This is a genomic window from Mycobacterium leprae TN, assembly GCF_000195855.1.
Lineage (GTDB): Bacteria > Actinomycetota > Actinomycetes > Mycobacteriales > Mycobacteriaceae > Mycobacterium > Mycobacterium leprae.
The window spans coordinates 2,299,646-2,317,955 of sequence record NC_002677.1 but is presented as its reverse complement, the minus strand read 5'-3'; the positions used below and the strand labels follow the sequence as shown (position 1 = coordinate 2,317,955).

The window sequence follows — 18,310 nt, the reverse complement described above, 5'->3', positions numbered from 1 at the left end:
AACGTAGGACACGGACTAAAGCCCGAATTGGTAAACTCATATGCCTATGCCTGCGTCGTCAACGTAGCTACCAGGGGGCATCCTTTCCGGGACGTTGGCTATCGTAACGGGGATGCCGTTGGCTGTGGCTTGGCGTAAGCCCTGGTGAACCCGAATCGGGTATAGGGTTATAGTTATAGTAGTGTAGGCCGACGTCGGACAGATTGTTTGATAGGAGTTCGGCGGCGCGTCGCTCCTGGGTGTCGGTCCCGATCGCGGTCACCGCCGCGACCAGCTGTTCCCGCCACCATGGTGGTACCGCCGAAACAACATGTAGCGATGTTCGGTCAGGTTGGTGCTCGGAGTGGCTTCGAGCTAGTTGGTCGCGCCGGTAAGCGAGGATTCATCTACTTCGACATCGACCTCTTTGAATCGTTCGGGCATCGGTGGGTATCACCTCGTGGGGCTAGACTTCGATGACATCGCCCGGGGCACAGTTGTTCGGCTATGACATCGGTGTAACACCGGCTAGGCCAGTAGGGACCCGGTCCTGCAGGCTTTTCTAGCCGGCGGCATCTGGGGCAGCCAACCCAGCGGTTGAGCCGGCTTTTGGCGCGCAACCGCTGAGCTGGTCGCGAGAATAGAGTTTCCGGGTCAGGATCGAACTGGCCATAACCGGCGTCTATCGGCGAACCTAGCATCACGATCGCGCTGGCCACTGAGCCGAGGGCCAGAATGGGAGTCAGCGGATCCGACAACTCTGCACGGACGGCTCTTAAGAATTGTCAGACTCGCATGCCTGGGCGGCTCGGTCGACTGCGCGCCACGCTTTGCGGTCGCAAGAGTGCGGGCCACCAAGCGGAAGCACATCTTGCGGATCTGTTCGACTGACATCGTGTGCTACTCGTAGACAGGTGCCGGGTGTGGAGTGGCTGCGCCAACCACCTTACGGGCTAGCAGGTACCTTGACAACACATCTGCCACTGTTACCGTGACAACGGTTCCTGACCTCCGGTTGTGGCCGCCCGCCAGTATCATTTGTAGTTCAAAGCTGTTGCGTTGGTGGATATCTTGATTCCGCGCCGGCTTGCAGCACGGGTTGCTGTAAGTGTGTGCAGCATCCGCCAGACGCCTGCTAGATTGGCCAGCGTGACGTCGGTTACACTAGGGTCGCGAATGCGATCTGAGTGTTGCCATCACGCCCAACGCCATGTCCGGCTGACGCCATCACTTGGGTGCCCGTCACGGACACCACTGCCACCGTGCGGCCCGCCTGCTGCAGGGTTGCTACCACGCTGGCGAGGGGCTTTGTCGATGGAGCTGTCTGCTTCGTCATTGAGAGGTCGGATGTCGTCGAAGGCTGCGCGCAGCTCTTCCAGCGTGTCGACATCGGCGGAGACCAACTCTGCCTCAGCGCGCTGCGCCTCGGCGATCACCGCAGTGGCTAACGGCTGGAGGTTGGGGCGGAACAGCGCCTACACTTCCGCATCCGGCTGGCTGATACTCCGGGCACCCGGTGTTAGCCCGGATGACGGACGAAGGCTATCTTTAGCTGGCATGATCTGGGCACGTTACAGGCCGTGGACCGTTCATCGTCGACACCGCGGATCTGTGCGCCACTCGTAACGAATCGGTGTATAACACCGCGGATCTATGACGACGATCGCGTAGACCCGGTCCAGCCGATTTAGACCCCTAGGCAGAATGAAAAGATATACAGTCCCGAGTGCTGGCCAGGCTAAGCTTTGCCCCAGCGTGGCGGTGAACGCCTTACGGCACGCGACATCCAGCAGGCCTTGGGCATGGCCACCAACGCCGCTGTGCCGGCCAACTTGACCTTGCCGGTAGCGGTTTGTCAATCAACTCGGCGACGAAGGCTTGTATGACTGCGAGCCGATCGGCGGTGTGTTCGAGTGGGCTCCGAGGTAACGACACAGGACGTGCCGGCGGCTGAAATGGTCGAGCGACGTCAAGCTGGCGCCTCGGAAACCGTACAGTGTCTGTATCAGCTGCATCCGTCGTCCAGGATGCCCATAGCAATGTGACAGTTTCCGGGGTGGCAACGGCCAGACCCCAGTATTGTCCTGGCCGACGCCGTTTCCAAACAATCGGGTATATCCGGGGTTGGTAGTCCACGGTGACCCCGTTCACCAGGATACTCAGCGGCAATCCCGGCCAGCGTAACGCTTGGCCGGTGAGTGTGACACCTAACTCGGCAGCGGTGGTGCCTATTGTCAATGGCTCTGGCAGCCAATACTAAGCTGTTACTAGGCAGGCTCGCCGTAAGCGACGGCGGATTTCTTGCATCTTAGCTTGGGTGGCTGTGCTTTTCGGCGTTATCGACCACACGGCACAGGGCGTGCTGAAATGGCGGGATAGCCGATGCCGACGAGGATACACGACAGCAGATAGTTCAAGTTGGCCGACGTGACACCAGTTTGGGCTTGCACTACTTGGAGCACGACCCGGCCGAGTTCATCGTTGCCAGTGTCGTTTAAGGCTGCGTACTTTGACCCAGGAACGGTTCTTGCCGCACCAAGAAACAGCGCCGGATAGAGTATTATCTCTGGTAGAGTGCGGTACTTCACCAGCGTTCCGACGACCGCTGTCGCAGTGGTCATTGAGTCATCGGCAAGCGTGGTGGTTACCTGGAACACCGGCTGCGACAAGGCACACCGGCAAAGACCGTCGTATCGATGCACCAATGCTCAACGGTTACTCAGTTCTAGTTGAAGGTACTGATCAATTGGTGCCCTGCAGTTCAGTGGTGGCCGTGCGGCGGCGAGTCGTTTTCTTGGCCGCCGGTTTGCTGGTACTCTTGCGTTGCGTCGAGTTGGTGGGTACTGGCTTGAGTTTAGCTTTTGCTTCCGGTGCAGCCGGGTCCGGTATTGGGCGCATTTTGCTCAATAACAACGCACCGCCGCCGACAGCCAACAGTATAGGCCACTCGACCAATCCGGCAACGCCAAGCGCGCCCAGGACTAACGCGGCTGTTGATGTCGAGTGCCTGCCTGTTCTGATTCCACGTTTAACACCCTCCGCGGCTCCCGTTACACCGCCGACAATGCTATTCACCGCGGCACCACCCACCGCGCCCGCGGCTGCTGTGGTTGCTATGGCCGCACGACTTACCGCTTTACCTAGACCTCTACCCACGCCGCGGACTGCCCCGCCTACGACGCTCATGATCACTCCCTGGTCTCAGTCGCTCTCGTTGCAAACCTCCGTGGCAACGGTTGTATGCCCGTTGAACGCACAGTGAACAGCAACAATGCAAATTGTTATACGCATCTGACAATCGAAAGCCTGCCATGTTGCAAACGCGCAGACAACGAGCAGCTGGATGCAATTTTTGGTGGCTACCCTGCTGCGCGGTCAACGTTGCGTTCGGCGAACCGCGTTGCACACGCGTCAGGTCAGTGCTTTAGATCGACGAGGACCGGTCGTGGTCTACTGGGCGCCTTGCTCTTGCGCTCCTTGCGGTCGATCTGCACGTCAGTCACCCGGCTAGCTAACGTTGGCTAGGAAGAATAATGAAGTCGATATGCATACTCCGCTTCTTGGGGAACCGCAGTCGGGTGTAGTCCCAGTAGTTGTAGAAGCCGGGTACTGCGATGGAGGTTCATACCACGTCGATGAATAGCGTATCGACGATGGCATTGAAACGCTTTGCGTTCCGGCTCGGAGACATTTGGGTGCAACAGGTAAAGACTTCGGTGCTCCAGATAGCTTTGTCGGTCGGAGCGACATTCTAGTCATCGACCAGCTGTGATCTGCGCGGCAGAATTGTAGCGTAGCCAGTCTTCGTTTTGTATTATTGAACGTGGCAACCCGATCTAGCTTGTATGGTCTGATGGGGGTTGTCTAGCGTGTGGCCGTTAGACAAATATAGACTCAACACGCGCACGCCGGCGCAAGTGCTGCCAGTTTCCGTGGTAACGTCCGCTTCTAGTTTAGCTACTTCAGCTGGGCTGGCCGTCGAAACCGATCTGTACGTCATCGAGGATGATGCGAGAGGCTATCGCGAAGCGATTCCACTGGTTGCAGCCGATGTGGGCGCTCTCGTCGCCAAGTTTGTACAGCAGCAAGAGAGGACCTGGCTATCGGAGCACTTTGTCTCCTGCATGGCCATTACGTCGACGTCGGCGCATATCAGCCAGCTGATGATGCGATCCAGACGGGTGCTAACTGAATTTATGTTACAGGTGGCCAGACGTAGGGTGCCGTCAGGTGTGTCGAGCATAGGCTTTACGCTGCGACAGCAACACTTGGATGGGTGCCGAACACTAGTTCGCAGTGGATGACTGCGTGAACACGTCGACGGACACTGGTAGCAAGCGATCGGGGATAGCTGGCAGTGGTGTCTGGACGCGGCTGCGGGACCACTTGAGAGTTGCTGGAATCGCAGCAGTATAAGCTAAAATGTTTAGTGGCATTGCTAAATTGGCGTCAAATGTGGCTCTGTATCCGGTCTGCAGCAGCCAGCCGTCGGACCAAGTTTATTCGACGCTCGGCCAACTCGCGGCCGCTCCGTGCCCAAGGCACTGGAACTGTGCGGTGTGTACCGGTGAGTCGGTCAGTACTCTCAGTGCCGGCCGCCTCAGCCGGTGCGCACTTGACGACCGCGCCTGTCTTGGATCCCTCGATCCGCACTACTGGATCGATCGCCAGGAAGTGTCTTACGGCACCGGTCAGCGATGGGACCGCACCGGCAGGACGGACGGTACCGGGCCCGTTACCCTGGTTTCGGGGTTCGGTCACGAGACCATTAGGGACCGAATGGGTCGGGCACCTCGCCCGGCATCCACGATAGTCCGGGAACGCCCCAGTGGCGTGACTTGATGGCTCGCTTGGCGCTGCGAGCGTGTCGGCCAATGAGATAGTCCAGGTACAGAAAACCGTCCAGGTGCCCGGTTTCGTGTTGCAGCATCCGTGCAAACAGGCCGGTGCCTTCGGTAGTAACCGGGTTGCCATCGGCGTCGAGGCCAGTAACACGTGCCCACTGTGCACGCCCTATAGGAAATGACTCTCCCGGAACCGATAAGCAACCTTCGTTGTCGGTATCCGGGTCGGGCATTGTTTCGGGTATCTCGGAAGTTTCCAAGATCGGGTTGATGACCACACCGCGCCGGCGGGCGGTCTGTCTACAGTCCTCGGCGCAGTCGTAGACGAACACCCGTAGTCCGTACCCGATCTGGTTAGCGGCCAGGCCGACCCCGTGGGCGGCGTCCATCGTGTCATACATTGTGGAGATCAATCCGTTAAGGTTCGCTGGTAGCGAACCGTCAGCGGCGACTTGCACCGGTGCCGTCGGTGTGTGTAAGACTGGATCTCCCACAATGCGAATGGGTGCGATTGCCATGGTCGGCTAGCTTAAGCCCGCCGACCATGGCAATCGCATAGCGGCGGTGGCGGACGATCTGTTCGAACATTCCAAGCAAGTTGGCCGACTCGCGGGTCTGGGTTACGTGCTAATACTTGCCGGCATGATTAAATGTGCGCCGAGACATGCCTTTATGTGGGTCAAGAGTCATCAAGCAATTTGAGAATCCGCGGGAAAGGTCCAGGGAAACGATATGGACGGCGCCATGGCGCGGGCACATCGAGCGGGAGACGACGTTGAGATCGTCGATGGGCTCACCCGTCGCGAGCATGACATCCTTGCGTTCGAACGTCAGTGGTGGAAATTTGCCGGCGTCAAGGAAGAAGCTATCAAAGAGTTGTTCTCAATGTCAGCGACGCGCTACTATCAAGTGCTCAATGCGTTGGTCGATCGCCCCGAGGCGCTTGCTGTTGACCCTATGCTAGTGAAGCGGCTACGCCGATTGCGAGCTAGCCGTCAAAAGGCGCGTGCAGCGCGTCGTCTCGGCTTCGAGGTAACCTGACAGCCCTGTGGTTTTGCAGGTTTTAACCTATTGGTGGATACAGTGGGCTTGGTGAATAAGTGTGTCCCCGATTCTTCGGGTCTTCCCCTGCGGGCTATGGTTATGGTGCTGTTGTTTCTTGGTGTCATTTTCCTGCTGCTCGGGTGGCAGGCTCTGGGTTCATCCGGAAACTCTGATGATTACTCGGCGTTGCCGATGTCGAGCATGCCCAATACCCCTACCACCCCGGCGGCCACTTCGACAAGCAGCACCTCTGCGGCGAACCAGGCGGAGGTCCGCGTGTACAATATCTCTTCGAAAGAGGGTATCGCTGCGCGCACTCGCGACCAGCTCACCACCGCCGGTTTCAAAGTCACCGAGGTCGATAACCTGGTGGTGTCTGACGTCTCGGCCACCACGGTGTACTACTCGGATGCCGAGGGAGAGTACGCCACCGCTGACGCAGTGGGTCAGAAATTAGGAGCACCTGTTGAGCCGCGAATTGCTGCAATCACCAACCAGCCGCCGGGTGTCATCGTCTTGGTGACGAGCTGAGACCTTATTGAGGGGCTCTTGCGGCCCGCTGCCAATGTCGGGAACGCCAGGCTAGGCTCTCGCTATGTCTAAACTCGCCGGTCACCGCAATGTCGCTGCCGTTACCAGGTCAGCGCTGTCCCTGTCGTTTGTGGCCGCCTGCGTCGCACTGTTGAGCGCGTGTATCCAGAACCAACCCCCAGCGACCTTGCCGGGTACCACTCCAACGGTTTGGACTGGATCACCCGCGCCGTCAGGAATGTTGGGTGCCGAGGCCGAATCGATGGGGCCACCGAACATAATCACTCGTCTGAATGCTCCCGACGGCACCCAGGTCGCTACGGCGAAGTTCGAGTTCAACAACGGATTTGCCACCATCACGATCGCGACGACCGGCGTAGGTCATCTGGCTCCGGGATTCCACGGAGTGCACATTCACAAGGTGGGTAAATGTGAGCCCAGCTCAGCCGGGCCAACCGGTGGCGCGCCCGGCGACTTCTTATCCGCCGGCGGGCATTTCCAGGTGCCTGGACACACCGTCGAGCCTGCCAGCGGCAATCTTACCTCACTTCAAGTGCGTAAAGACGGTATCGGGACGCTGGTGACCACCACGGACGCGTTCACCATGAATGATCTACTAGCCGGCCAGAAAACCGCCATCATCATTCACGCAGGTGCCGACAACTTCGGCAACATTCCGCCGGAGCGCTACAGCCAGGTCAACGGCACACCGGGTCCCGACGCGACGACGATCAGCACTGGTGACGCCGGCAAACGGGTAGCGTGCGGTGTCATCGGCGCCGACTAGCTCACCGGTCAACAGGATGCGTGCCCATATCGACTTCGGTCCGCTCACCGCGGCCGACTATTAGTGTGGAGTCGGAGTTTGCGCTCGTCGATGCGCAGACCCGGGACTTTAGCAACGACGCCACAGCGGTCATTATCGAGATTGGCGAAAACCCGCGCGTGCACAAGGAATTGCTGCGTAACACCGTCGAAATTGTTAGCGGTATTTGTGGATGTTCCGCAGCGGCGATAGAGGATCTGCACAACACCTTGCGCCCCGCCTAAGAGATTGTCCGGGATCGCGGCATGGAATTGTTCTGCGCTGGCCACAAAACCATTTGCCCAGTTATCTAGCCCAGAAGCTCACTGACATGTCGTGCTATGCTGAGCTAATAAAGTGCACTCAGTGGTGGGGCCGCCAGATGCCGATCTGGGGGTGCACCTACATGTCGGTATTACGTTGGCTAACAAGGTGATGCCCATCATGACGGCGTTGCTCAACTACTATCCGCACTTGTTGGCGTTGTCGGTGTTCTCACCTTGGTGACCTTGGTGGGGTAGCGAAGACACCGGCTATGCCAGCAATCTGGCAATGATGTTTCAGCACTTGCCCACCGCCGTGCTTCCGTTTCACGTTCAGACGTGGGCGGAATTCGAAGGTTTTGTCTACGATTAGAAAAAGATCGGAATCATCAACCATATCGACGAAATCCTTTGGGATGTAAAACCATAGCTGCATCTGGACACTCTGGAGGTGAGAATTTGCGACTGTCTTTCCAACCTGCGTGAGCTGGGCGCGTTGACGTATTGCCTTGTTGTCGATCTAGAGCGCAGGCCAGATGCTGGCGAGGCGCTGTCGACAATGTCGCCCTGGCATGTCCAGGAAAATAAGTGGTGCGCTGCCTGCTATGGGTTAGACGCGGTGGTCATCTTGGACGCTGATGGTAACGAGCGACTGCTTATCGAGGACCTTGCTGGTGTCCTGACCCGACTAGAGCCGGTCGCAAAAGCGCTGCATTGTGTCGAGAAGCTGGCGGCGGTCTCCGACATGTCCTGCTACGGTGCTTCATACTAGCGACACCGTCGGGGTCGCCGAAGAATATGTCAATCACCGTGCGAGTCAGCATCGGACGGGGCATTGTTGGGGTGATTGAGGCCTTGGGTGGTGGTGTTGTGGTGGGCTGGTGGGGTGTGGGTGGTTGATCTGCGCTAGAAGGTTGCCGTATGTGCCGCCGACGGCCGGATCATCGATGCACTGTTCACTAACACGATACTGCTGCACCCGGCGGCATGCCTGCTTGCTGGCTGAGGGCCGGTCAACAAGCCGCCGACACCGATACCAGCGGCAGAAATGGTGCAAGGGATAACATCAGGTGCGAATAGTTATACCGTGCACGGGGACGTGCCTGTTCAGGTGCGGCCACATTGACCACGCCGACACCTCAAGGCCATGACATGCACACTAAAACGCCCCTACCCCGCGGCGCTAACAACTATCCTCACACTCACGCCTGCATCGATATCGCCTTCAGCACAGCCCAGGTGCCCAGCCCCTGGCATCATCAACATGTAGACCAAGCAGCATCCACCACCGACATGCTTACGTGCGCCGCGCTAATCGTGTCCACTGCGGCAAAGCACACGAAGCCTCATCGAAAGCAGGCAGTCAGCCACCCACCAACAAAAACCCCGCAACACAGCAAAACACGTCAACAGGATTCCGGGCTGCCCCCCACGACTACCGAACATATCGGCCAGTCATAAAACGCAAAAACAGCCATTTCACCCACCACCTATGAAACACCCACAACACAGCACCAGTACTGCGTGTCGGACATAGAGCAACCGGTCGCTGGCCTCGACCACCAGTGTGTGTTAGCCGATGGTGCCGATGAAGTGTTGGCGAACGTCGTGGTAACGTTACGGTACACGAGCCAGGGTGTTAGGCGCTGAGTGCGACGCCGGCGGTGTTTCGTTATAAAACTCATGAATGAGGTAGCTAGCGCTTAGCAGGCCTTGCTGGATGTGGTTGAACACACCCACTGAGGTGACTGTTAACGGTGTGGACCAGTCCGGTGGGGCCGGGGGGTTGTTGTACGGCAGCGGTGGCGTGGGTGGATTCGGGCCTAACGGCAGTCAAGATTCAAGCCAGCTACGGCGCTCTAGGTCTCCCAGGTTTGACGGGCAGCCTGGGTGCCTCCGGGGCCCCAGCCTACCTGCTCGCAACGGCTCACGATTTAAATTAACGAATGTTGTCCAGTGTTTGTTGATGGATACCAGAATCCTGGTGCGATTCCAGAACGGTCGGGCCACTGTTTAAAGTCAAACCCTATGCCCGTCATGAACACCCAGGCGTGATGCGAGATCCTGAGAAGAAGTGAACTGTGGCCAATTTTCCGACAACTGGCACGCATGTCCGGATCGGTTGATTTGTCGACAGCGAATGCGGTGCTCTGGTTGGCGGCGTCGCCTTCCTAGCGTTATTCGCGCTGTATTTCGTTGGTCTGGATTAAGGTGTGGTGTCGCTGTTTGGAAGCGACTCACATGTGCACGAGCTTGTGCACAACGCAAGGCATCTGTTCGGATTCCTCTGCCACTGACCTGGCGGCAGCGTGGAGAAGTGTCTTATCGCCTGCGGTTTGCTGGTGTATGCGGTCGACGCCTTATTGGCATTTCTATTAACACGACCGGGGTCGAGTTCGCTGAGCGGGCCCAGGTGTGTATGAGCATGGCGTTGAGTTGTTTACTCGCTATTGTGCAGGAGAATACAGGATTGGTTTCGGTATGTTGGTTTTCGGTGTCGCGATGGGTGCACTTTGGCTGTGCTGTTCTGCCTGATATGCGGGGTGTATCTCTGTACCAAAAATTGCGCGTAAAACCCTGGAAGCTAGCTATTTTCTATGCTGTTAGCGACGTGATTTTCGTCGTAGTATACCTGTACCGTTCATGAAATATTCGGCTACTTCTACGACTTTAGGTCAAGCGGACACAATCTCGGTACGTGAACTGGATGGTATCTGGTTGCGGCACTGATCTTGGTGGGGCTTGCTGTCGCCGAGGTATGGCTGGCCCCGGCGGTTCACCGGAAGAGTTGGGTCATGGAACGCCAGGCTGTTTGTGGTAGGAGCGCATATATCGATGATCGCCGGGGTGTTTGTGCTATTGCCCAACTCTTTACGAGATACCTGAACCGATGAGAAACGCCTCGGGTGCGATTGTCTATCCTGGTTTTCTTTCCGAGGTTTCTCTATGAGGTCAGATTAGCTTGCATTAGTTACGCAACTGGTGTTGTGGGTGACTACTGGCTTAGTCGTCGCGACACTCACCGGGCGCTCGCCGACAGTCGCGGTTCGTGAACGGACAGGTATCGATTATTGCGGGGTGTGCGAGGTCGTCCGGCTGACGTTGGTGTCGCACGCGATGAAGGATGCCGTGACCGCCGGAAGGTTTCCTGTCGATGAACCGCTCAACTCCGCCAGACCGAAGCTGTTCGCGATATGTAAAGCCATGGACATCAAATGTTATGCTAACCTGGCCTACCGCGGTGCCAGACCTTATCAGCGTATCATGAATCGCGTAAGTGCTAAATCTACACGTCAGCGCGGAGCCACGGCTGGCCGATCTTGATTACGGCCGGTGCCATGAGCAGGCCATTGAGTACATCAGGCCCGACAACCTAACGGTGTGGCTGACCGATCCAGTTCAGGCGCCGCATGGTGGTGAGTCGATTGTCAACCTGATTGACCGGTTAGAAGGTATATTTGGAGACGTTGACCTGGAATATATTAACAACGGTGATGATGACACACCCAGCGGTGATTCGGATGGGTTCTGTCGGCCTCTTTCACTCACCTGAAACGATTAAAGTGTATCGATGTCGCTCCGGTCAACTGCGCCGTCATGCCTTACCACGGGGACGGTTGAAAGCGTATGTTATCGTGGTGCAAACAGTGCGAACACCTGTTTGGCGAGCTGGAGCATCCAGCTGGTCACGGTCGGTCCATGGTCGCGTGGCCAGTTCAGCTGAAAGCTGACTACCCAAGATTGTTGTGTCTTGTCGACGGCGTACCAGCTAAAGGTTAGGTCACCCGGTAGGCCGCCGGCTTTCGCCCCGATATACGGCCATTTGCTGCGATCTAGCTGGATACCCGCGACGGCGGATAGGATCTGTCTGACAGGTGCGGCTTGGCCGATGGCGTCTGCTTGCAGCGCCGCGTGGATTCGACAGATGTCTTCGGCGCTTCCGTACCATTCAGCACCGTAATTGGAAGCCGGGGTGTGAGCGCGGGTTGGATCCGGTTGGTAAGGAGTGGAATTCGCCTGCTGCAGCAGTTGGGCGCGCAGTTGCTGGGATGCCTGTTTCCATTGGCTGCGTAGATCTGGTTGACCCCAGCCCACTGAGAATAACTCGTACATTGTGGGGAACGGAGTCATGCTCGCTGGATCGTGATGGCCGGCTGTGACGAGCGCTTCCTCGACGGCATGCGTACCCATCTTCCCAATGAGCAGGTCGGTGGCCATGTTGTCGCTAGTTGCGATCATTTTCTCGGCGGCAGTACGAACCGAAACATGTTCTCCAATAGGCAATTCCAAACCGGAAGAGCCCACAGCTCTGCTCTTGTCGGTAACGGTTAGCTGATCATCCCAGGACACCGTACCATTGCGGACCGCATACGCCAGGGCGTGCAGCACATATAACTTGAAAATCGATGCCAAAGGTAGGGATTCGGCGGTATTGGTGCCCTGCACCGGATCGCATCGACCGTTATCGACCTTGGCAACCTGATACGAGTAGCGGGCGCCAGTTTTGCTTAACGCGGCATCGATGTCGTACCACGAGGTAATCGACGGTGGCTGTGTATTGAGGTCGAACCGGTCAACCCAGCTATTGCCGTCGGTGTGAATTCGGATGTCCTGTTGTGCGCCGTAGGAGGAAATGAGGTGCAGCGTTGCGACGCTAGCGCCGATGTCTACACCTTCGAGGGTGAAGGGACGATCCCACCACAGCTCTTCCAAGGTGGTTTTAACTATTTCCACCATGTCATGCGACGCGAAGGTGCGAACTCCGACCAGGCCGATAGGCCAGTCCGAGTTAAGCATGTCGATGATCTGCTGGGCACGCACACCGGGAGGAGTCCTGGTGTCGATCCGCAGCCCTGGATCCGCGGTGTTCGCATACGGGGAAGCGGAATGGGCGCAACCTGGCGCCATAGTAACGACCAGAGCGGCGGTGGCGGCCAACGCCACTGTGCGGTGCCGTGGGGGGCGCTGGTTAGTTCGTCTGGCTGGTTGTGGCAACGTCCAGTACAACCTCGAATTCCAGCAGCGACGAACCAGCCGCCACCGGGTTGGCGCTGTGACCAGCATGGGCTTCGATAGCGGGACCGTTCGCCCACGCCTGGAATGCTTCATCGGACTCCCAGTGTGTCACCACGAAGTAGCGGTTTTCGCCTTTGATTGGGCGGAGCAGCTGAAAGCCGAGAAAGCCGGGAGAGTTCTCGACCGCATGCGCGCGGTGGGCGAACCGCCTTTCCAGTTCGAGGCCAACATCGGTGGATACCTCGATTGCATTGATCTTCACCACTGGCATTCAGCTAGGCTACCGCGGCCTGCGCTGGGTGGACGATGCGGGCTGACTCGGCGGCCCTCGGTAGCAGGCGAGCAATCCGGGACAAGCCTGTTTTGCTCGAGGACTAGTCCCGGCAAGATTGTTGTGTGTCCACCAATCTATTGACCCTCCGCGGCGGACGCGGCAAACCACTGATCTTGGTCCACGGTCTGATGGGCCGGGGCAACACCTGGTCGCGTCAGCTGCCGTGGCTCAGCCAGCTGGGCACCGTTTACACCTACGACGCGCCGTGGCACCGGGGCCGTAACGTTGTCGATCCATACCCGATCAGTACCGAACGTTTCGTGACCGATCTGGCAGATGCTGTGAGCACGTTGGGAGTGCCGGCCAGGCTGGTCGGACATTCGATGGGTGCTATGCACTCATGGTGTCTGGCCGCTGAGCGCCCGGATTTAGTTTCGGCCCTGGTGGTCGAGGATATGGCGCCAGATTTTCGTGGCTGCAGCACCGGTCCTTGGGAGCCTTGGTTGCGTGGGATTCCGGTTGAATTTGACTCTGTTGAAAAGGTATTCGATGAATTCGGGCCGGTAGCCGGTCAGTACTTTCTGGATGCCTTTGACCGTACCTCCACCGGTTGGCAGCTGCACGGTCACACCTCACGATGGATCGAAATCGCCGCTGAATGGGGTACCCGCGACTACTGGGAACACTGGCTTGCCGTGCGGTCGCCAGTGTTGCTGATCGAGGCGGGTACCTCAGTAACGCCGCACGGCCAGATGCTCGCCATGACCAAAACAGCTTGTCGAACAACCTACTTGTATGTCCCCGAAGCCGGTCATCTGATTCACGATGAAGCGACGCAGGTATATCGGCAGGCTGTCGTGTCTTTCTTAGCGGGCTGCGCTGGGCGTGATTGATAAAGTATTCACCCCTCGCCAGTCAAAGCGAACCGGCCATCAGTTGTTCGGGTCACCAGGCCGTCGGCAAGCAACGAATCGAGCGCCCGGTCAAGTTGGATGGAGTTGGTTAACCAGGTCACGTTAAGCTCTGTGCCGGTAACTGGAGAATCCTTGGCGCGCAACACATCCAGCAACAGACCGCGAACCTGGCGGTCAGTTCCTGCGTATTGTTGCGCGCGCCGCGCTGGCCCTTGTGCGGGCGGATAGCCGGCATGCCGCCATGCGCATTCGTTGAGTGGGCACAACCCGCATCGCGGCGACCGGGCCGTGCACACGATCGCGCCTAACTCCATCAGCGCCATAGAAAATTGCGGCGCAGCTTTCTTGCCCGGCAGCAGTGACGAGACGTCGGCATGGTCGCGCGTTGCAGATGGCGGGCCGGCGTCCGCTCGGCCATGCACGGCACGGGCCACCACGCGACGTACATTGGTGTCCACCACTGGAACCGGCTGATGGTAAGCGAAGCACGCGACGGCTCGTGCAGTGTAGCTGCCGATGCCTGGCATGGTCAGCAAGACATCGACGTCATCAGGAACCACATCATCGTGTTCACGTGCGATGATGGTAGCGGACTCGTGTAAGCGCTTTGCCCGCCTCGGGTAGCCCAGCTTGCCCCAGGCACGTAGTACGTCTGCTGCGCTAGCTGCGGCGGTAGTCGACGGTGTGGGCCAGCGCTGCACCCAATCCGGCCAGATCGACAACACCCGGGCCACTGGTGTCTGCTGCAACATGAACTCGCTGACCAGGATCTGCCATGCGGTGACGCCGGGCTGTCGCCAGGGCAAATCACGGCACGATTGTCGGTACCAGTCGAGCAACCCGCCGGTCGAAATTTTTATCTGAGGCACAATGTGTGCCATGTTTAACACCAACCCCATAGCAGCTTGGAAAGCACTCAAAGAGGGTAACGAGCGATTTGTCGCCGGCCAACCGGCACATCCCAGCCAGAGCGTCGAGCATCGGGCCAGCCTGGCCGATACTCAGAAACCCCTCGCGGTGATATTCGGCTGCGCGGACAGTCGAGTTGCCGCCGAGCTCGTCTTTGACCAGGGCCTGGGCGACATGTTCGTGGTGCGCACCGTCGGTCATGTCATCGACTCGGCGGTGCTCGGCTCCATCGAATACGCGGTAACAGTGCTCGACGTGCCACTTGTCGTGGTCCTTGGGCATGACAGCTGCGGCGCCGTAACGGCTGCTTTGGCAGCCATCAACGAGGGCAATTTGCCAAGTGGTTATGTCCGGGATGTGGTGGAACGGGTAGCGCCGTCGGTCCTGCTGGGCCGCCGCGACGGTTTGACTCGTGTCGACGAGTTTGAAGAACGGCACGTTCATGAGACGGTGGCGCAGGCCATGGCCCGTTCCACGGCCATCGCGCAGCGGGTAGCTGCGGGCACCTTGGCGATCGTCGGCGTGACCTATCACCTCGCTGACGGACGGGCGGTGTTGCGCACTCACATCGGCAACCTCGGTGAGGAAGTTCAACTTTCACACTGCTCCTAGGGTTCGTATTAGTGGTGAACCGTTGCACTCGCCTGTGCTGAGTTTGCGGTCGTCACTAAACAGACAGTTGGCGGCTAACCGCGCGACACGCCGAGCCAGGTCGACCACGTCGACGTGACCTGGCCCTACCGTGGGACTGTGCTGGATCTGGAACCGCGTGGCCCACTACCTACCGAGATCTACTGGCGACGCAGGGGACTTGCTGTGGGAATTACAGTGATCGTGATCGTGATCGCAGCGATCGTTGCTGTCGTGGGCAACGGTGCCGCTGCTCAACCTGCCAATGTTGACAAACCGGGATCCTCACAGAACCACCCGGGTTCGGCAACGCCTAAGGTGCTTCCCCCGAATGGTCACGAAGGTAACCTCGCACCCGCACCGCCGCAAGGTCGCAACCCGGAGTCTTCCACGTCCACCGCCGCGGTGCAACCGCCGCCGGTGCTGAGAGAAGGCGATGACTGCCCCGATTCGACACTGGCCGTCAAAGGTCTGACCAACGTGCCCCAATACTTCCTTGGCGACCAGCCGAAATTCACCATGGTCGTCACTAACATCGGGCTGGTGTCCTGTAAACGTGACGTTGGCGCCGCAGTGCTGGCCGCCTACGTTTATTCACTAGACAACAAGCGGCTATGGTCCAACCTGGACTGCGCGCCGTCCAACGAAACCCTGGTTAAAACCTTCACGCCGGGCGAACAGGTAACAACTGCGGTGACCTGGACCGGGATGGGGTCGTCGCCGCACTGTCCGCTACCTCGTCCAGCGATCGGTCCGGGTACTTACAACCTCGTCGTACAGCTGGGTAACCTGCATTCTATGCCGGTCCCGTTCATCCTCAACCAGCCGCCACCGCCGCCGGGATCTAGCGGGCCAGCGCTCGCGCCGTCGCCTGAAGCTCCGCCGGCCAATGTCCCCGTTTCCGGCGGATAACCACGCTCAGTCGAGTGGGTTCGCGATTGTCTACCTCTGCTGCCAGCTGTGTTGTGTAGAGCCCTTCTCGGATGTAACGGGCCCGCATCGCGCCTATGCCGTTCACCGATTGCAGGTCTTAGAGCTGGCTGTCAGTAGGTCCTGCAGCGTTCCAAACGCCAGGGTCAGGAGATCGACGTGGGCGAACTGCAGACTTGAGAGTAAGTGGCCACCACGTGGTAGACACACGGACTCAGCGCTGAGTCCTGTGCCTCTGCTGTCGTCGGATTCCTAAGACTTTCACCAGCGCGGTGAGTTCGAGTAGTTCGGTCTCCGAAAGAGAATAACAGGTCTAGAGTGGCGTCAATTGTTTTGGATTGTGGCTCGAGGCTGGCGTGGTAGTCGCACACAATCAGTTCCCGCGCCGCGTCGTTGCCGCCTATACAGCTTTTCATTCTGCCGTCCCGACGCTGCCGAATATTAACATGTCGTAGTCGATGAACTAGCCGATGTACCAAACCAAAATCACATCCCGAAATGCGACGAAGTCCTCAATCCCGGCCCGGGACAGTTACCTACTGAACTCATCGAACCAGGTTTTATAGTGGTCAAGGGTTGCGGGGTTTTTGTTGGTGGGTGGCTGACTGCCTGCTTTTGATGAGGCTTCGTGTGCTTTGCCGCAGTGGACACGATTAGCGCGGCGCACGTAAGCATGTCGGTGGTGGGTGCTGCTTGGTCTACATGTTGATGATGCCAGGGGCTGGGCACCTGGGCTGTGCTGAAGGCGATATCGATGCAGGCGTGGGTGTGAGGATAGTTGTTAGCGCCGCGGGGTAGGGGCGTTTTAGTGTGCATGTCATGGCCTTGAGGTGTCGGCGTGGTCAATGTGGCCGCACCTGAACAGGCACGTCCCCGTGCACGGTATAACTATTCGCACCTGATGTTATCCCTTGCACCATTTCTGCCGCTGGTATCGGTGTCGGCGGCTTGTTGACCGGCCCTCAGCCAGCAAGCAGGCATGCCGCCGGGTGCAGCAGTATCGTGTTAGTGAACAGTGCATCGATGATCCGGCCGTCGGCGGCACATACGGCAACCTTCTAGCGCAGATCAACCACCCACACCCCACCACAACACCACCACCCAAACCAAACCAGCAAAAAATAACCACCAAATGACCATCACGACGACACCTTGAAGTCTAAACGGACAAGTTACTGGTTACTGGCCGGGCGGGACAACGGAGGTTGCACTGGCCGGTCGCTAAATATGAGGTGATTAACCAACTCGAGCCGCTGACCCGACGGTACTATCAACGAGTTCAGCCGCTGCCAAGTAGGTGATCGGATCTACTGGGCAGGGGTCGTATCAGGCTAAGGTTGGTCCGACTAGTCGAACGACTGCGCGACCAATTGACTGACGTCTCACCGCTCCCGTCGTCTACCGGGCTCGCTGGGGATCGCTTACCCGCTGGTGTCAACCGGATGGACGCCAGTTGCATCCGGTCCACTGCCTCGCTGAATTCTTCGAGTAGTCGGATGTACTGTGCACGGAATTTTAGTCCCATCGTCAGCTGTGCGCTTGATACCGTAGTTCTGGGTGTACCGCAGGTAAAGATCAGAGACCACCGTACGGTCTCGGAGCAGTTGGCCCCGAATAGCGGTTGTCTTTCCAGTATAGACTACCTTAGCGGCAGTGTCGCCACGGAAGTTCTGCTTCCAAAGTATGCCGGTCAACGCATAGAGGCCGTTGCCGATCAGGTGGGTGCTCGCCGGAATTGAGAACTGCTGCGATGTCTTTTGCCCAGTGAAGTTTCATACCATCGACTATTTGCTGGCGGGGCCCACGAGCGGAGTGCTCAGCAGAGCGTCTAAGATCGGGTTGACGACACACAATAACCCCGCCCTCGGCGGGTGTCCGACATCTATGGCATCCGAACTGTTCTGTCATGTCAACACCGTAAGACCAATCGGGGGTGTCGTTGCACGCCGTTAAAATAACCGCGATTCTCGAAGTTAGCCGAGTTTGGAACGTCAGTCCGAGTAGCGTCGTGGTCGCAGTTGGGGGTCGATCGCGATGGCCTAGTGAGAACTTGGCGAAGGAAATGTGCGGGGTTACTGAGTCAAGGGAGCAGAATGTTGGCGCTTTTGGATGTGGGTCAAATAGAGAATATGCAAGGCCGGCGTCTCCTGCTCCGTTGACATCGGTTTGGC

The 18,310-nt window shown here is 58.2% G+C and carries 16 protein-coding genes and 4 pseudogenes; 9 read left to right on the top strand and 11 right to left on the bottom strand.

Going from position 1 to position 18,310, the window contains the following annotated elements; all coding sequences use genetic code 11:
- Positions 1-1,175: 1,175 nt before the first annotated feature.
- The 7 genes and pseudogenes from ML_RS09895 to ML_RS09875 all read right to left on the bottom strand — a co-directional run bounded on the left by ML_RS09895 (position 1,176) and on the right by ML_RS09875 (position 5,341).
- Entirely contained in the window at positions 1,176-1,415 is a 240-nt protein-coding gene (locus ML_RS09895) for a hypothetical protein (RefSeq protein ID WP_049769836.1), read from the bottom strand.
- A 900-nt stretch (positions 1,416-2,315) separates the two neighbouring features.
- Positions 2,316-2,600, bottom strand: a complete 285-nt coding sequence (locus tag ML_RS09890) for a hypothetical protein (RefSeq protein ID WP_145985200.1) — start codon at positions 2,598-2,600, stop codon at positions 2,316-2,318.
- A 121-nt stretch (positions 2,601-2,721) separates the two neighbouring features.
- A complete protein-coding gene (locus ML_RS09885; protein WP_041323880.1) occupies positions 2,722-3,165 on the bottom strand; it encodes a hypothetical protein in 444 nt (147 codons plus the stop codon).
- Between the two features lie 230 nt (positions 3,166-3,395).
- Positions 3,396-4,222 (bottom strand): annotated as a pseudogene (locus ML_RS19355) (exodeoxyribonuclease III).
- 43 nt (positions 4,223-4,265) lie between these two features.
- Entirely contained in the window at positions 4,266-4,457 is a 192-nt protein-coding gene (locus ML_RS19905) for a GNAT family N-acetyltransferase, cg3035/Rv0428c family (protein ID WP_420872436.1), read from the bottom strand.
- Positions 4,429-4,740, bottom strand: coding sequence for a hypothetical protein (locus tag ML_RS09880; RefSeq protein ID WP_049769833.1), 312 nt, complete (start codon positions 4,738-4,740; stop codon positions 4,429-4,431). Before ML_RS09880 ends, ML_RS19905 begins: the two co-directional genes overlap by 29 nt.
- A gap of 7 nt (positions 4,741-4,747) precedes the next feature.
- A complete protein-coding gene (locus tag ML_RS09875; RefSeq protein WP_010908623.1) occupies positions 4,748-5,341 on the bottom strand; it encodes a peptide deformylase in 594 nt (197 codons plus the stop codon).
- A 214-nt stretch (positions 5,342-5,555) separates the two neighbouring features.
- Here ML_RS09875 and ML_RS09870 point away from each other — a divergent pair, with 214 nt between their 5' ends.
- From ML_RS09870 to ML_RS09835, 6 genes and pseudogenes are all read left to right on the top strand, one after another.
- The gene (locus tag ML_RS09870; protein ID WP_010908621.1) at positions 5,556-5,864 is read left to right on the top strand and encodes a DUF3263 domain-containing protein; all 309 of its coding nucleotides are present in this window, start codon (positions 5,556-5,558) and stop codon (positions 5,862-5,864) included.
- A 51-nt stretch (positions 5,865-5,915) separates the two neighbouring features.
- Positions 5,916-6,398: a LytR C-terminal domain-containing protein gene (locus tag ML_RS09865; RefSeq protein ID WP_041323879.1), complete on the top strand. Its 483-nt coding sequence runs from the start codon at positions 5,916-5,918 to the stop codon at positions 6,396-6,398.
- A gap of 64 nt (positions 6,399-6,462) precedes the next feature.
- Positions 6,463-7,185 carry a superoxide dismutase[Cu-Zn] gene (gene sodC / locus ML_RS09860; protein ID WP_010908619.1) on the top strand — a complete coding sequence of 241 codons (723 nt, stop codon included), beginning with the start codon at positions 6,463-6,465 and terminating at the stop codon, positions 7,183-7,185.
- 16 nt (positions 7,186-7,201) lie between these two features.
- Positions 7,202-8,235: pseudogene (locus tag ML_RS09855) on the top strand (glutamate--cysteine ligase); the annotation flags it as partial.
- 1,340 nt (positions 8,236-9,575) lie between these two features.
- Positions 9,576-9,763 (top strand): annotated as a pseudogene (locus tag ML_RS09845) (CbtB domain-containing protein).
- 980 nt (positions 9,764-10,743) lie between these two features.
- Positions 10,744-11,019, top strand: coding sequence for a histidine phosphatase family protein (locus tag ML_RS09835; protein ID WP_145985199.1), 276 nt, complete (start codon positions 10,744-10,746; stop codon positions 11,017-11,019).
- A gap of 77 nt (positions 11,020-11,096) precedes the next feature.
- Here the strand turns inward: ML_RS09835 and ML_RS09830 are convergent, their stop codons facing one another.
- Together ML_RS09830 and mhuD are read right to left on the bottom strand one after the other, a co-directional pair.
- Entirely contained in the window at positions 11,097-12,473 is a 1,377-nt protein-coding gene (locus ML_RS09830) for a Cpe/LpqF family protein (RefSeq protein WP_231846598.1), read from the bottom strand.
- Entirely contained in the window at positions 12,436-12,753 is a 318-nt protein-coding gene (gene mhuD, locus ML_RS09825) for a mycobilin-forming heme oxygenase MhuD (protein ID WP_010908617.1), read from the bottom strand. Before mhuD ends, ML_RS09830 begins: the two co-directional genes overlap by 38 nt.
- Positions 12,754-12,878: 125 nt before the next feature.
- Between mhuD and ML_RS09820 the strand changes: the two genes are divergently transcribed.
- Positions 12,879-13,649: an alpha/beta fold hydrolase gene (locus ML_RS09820; protein WP_010908616.1), complete on the top strand. Its 771-nt coding sequence runs from the start codon at positions 12,879-12,881 to the stop codon at positions 13,647-13,649.
- A gap of 8 nt (positions 13,650-13,657) precedes the next feature.
- Here ML_RS09820 and ML_RS09815 read toward each other — a convergent pair whose 3' ends face one another.
- Complete coding sequence (locus ML_RS09815) at positions 13,658-14,551, bottom strand: HhH-GPD family protein (RefSeq protein ID WP_010908615.1); 894 nt, start codon at positions 14,549-14,551, stop codon at positions 13,658-13,660.
- Between ML_RS09815 and ML_RS09810 the strand changes: the two genes are divergently transcribed.
- Together ML_RS09810 and ML_RS09805 are read left to right on the top strand one after the other, a co-directional pair.
- Positions 14,550-15,191, top strand: coding sequence for a carbonic anhydrase (locus ML_RS09810; RefSeq protein ID WP_010908614.1), 642 nt, complete (start codon positions 14,550-14,552; stop codon positions 15,189-15,191). The two genes, ML_RS09815 and ML_RS09810, sit on opposite strands and share 2 nt — an antisense overlap.
- Positions 15,192-15,329: 138 nt before the next feature.
- Complete coding sequence (locus ML_RS09805) at positions 15,330-16,121, top strand: hypothetical protein (protein WP_010908613.1); 792 nt, start codon at positions 15,330-15,332, stop codon at positions 16,119-16,121.
- A 1,444-nt stretch (positions 16,122-17,565) separates the two neighbouring features.
- On the opposite strand, the pseudogene ML_RS16395 reads toward ML_RS09805, so the two are convergent.
- Positions 17,566-18,025 (bottom strand): annotated as a pseudogene (locus tag ML_RS16395) (hypothetical protein); the annotation flags it as partial.
- Between the last annotated feature and the right edge of the window lie 285 nt (positions 18,026-18,310).

Excerpts from the sequence above, each read along its gene's own strand:
- ML_RS09870 (WP_010908621.1), top strand. The coding sequence starts at position 5,556 with ATGGACGGCGCCATGGCGCGGGCACATCGAGCGGGAGACGACGTTGAG.
- sodC (WP_010908619.1), top strand. The coding sequence starts at position 6,463 with ATGTCTAAACTCGCCGGTCACCGCAATGTCGCTGCCGTTACCAGGTCA.
- ML_RS09810 (WP_010908614.1), top strand. The coding sequence starts at position 14,550 with ATGTTTAACACCAACCCCATAGCAGCTTGGAAAGCACTCAAAGAGGGT.
- ML_RS09885 (WP_041323880.1), bottom strand. The coding sequence starts at position 3,165 with ATGAGCGTCGTAGGCGGGGCAGTCCGCGGCGTGGGTAGAGGTCTAGGT.
- mhuD (WP_010908617.1), bottom strand. The coding sequence starts at position 12,753 with ATGCCAGTGGTGAAGATCAATGCAATCGAGGTATCCACCGATGTTGGC.
- ML_RS09875 (WP_010908623.1), bottom strand. The coding sequence starts at position 5,341 with ATGGCAATCGCACCCATTCGCATTGTGGGAGATCCAGTCTTACACACA.
- ML_RS09815 (WP_010908615.1), bottom strand. The coding sequence starts at position 14,551 with ATGGCACACATTGTGCCTCAGATAAAAATTTCGACCGGCGGGTTGCTC.
- ML_RS09890 (WP_145985200.1), bottom strand. The coding sequence starts at position 2,600 with ATGACCACTGCGACAGCGGTCGTCGGAACGCTGGTGAAGTACCGCACT.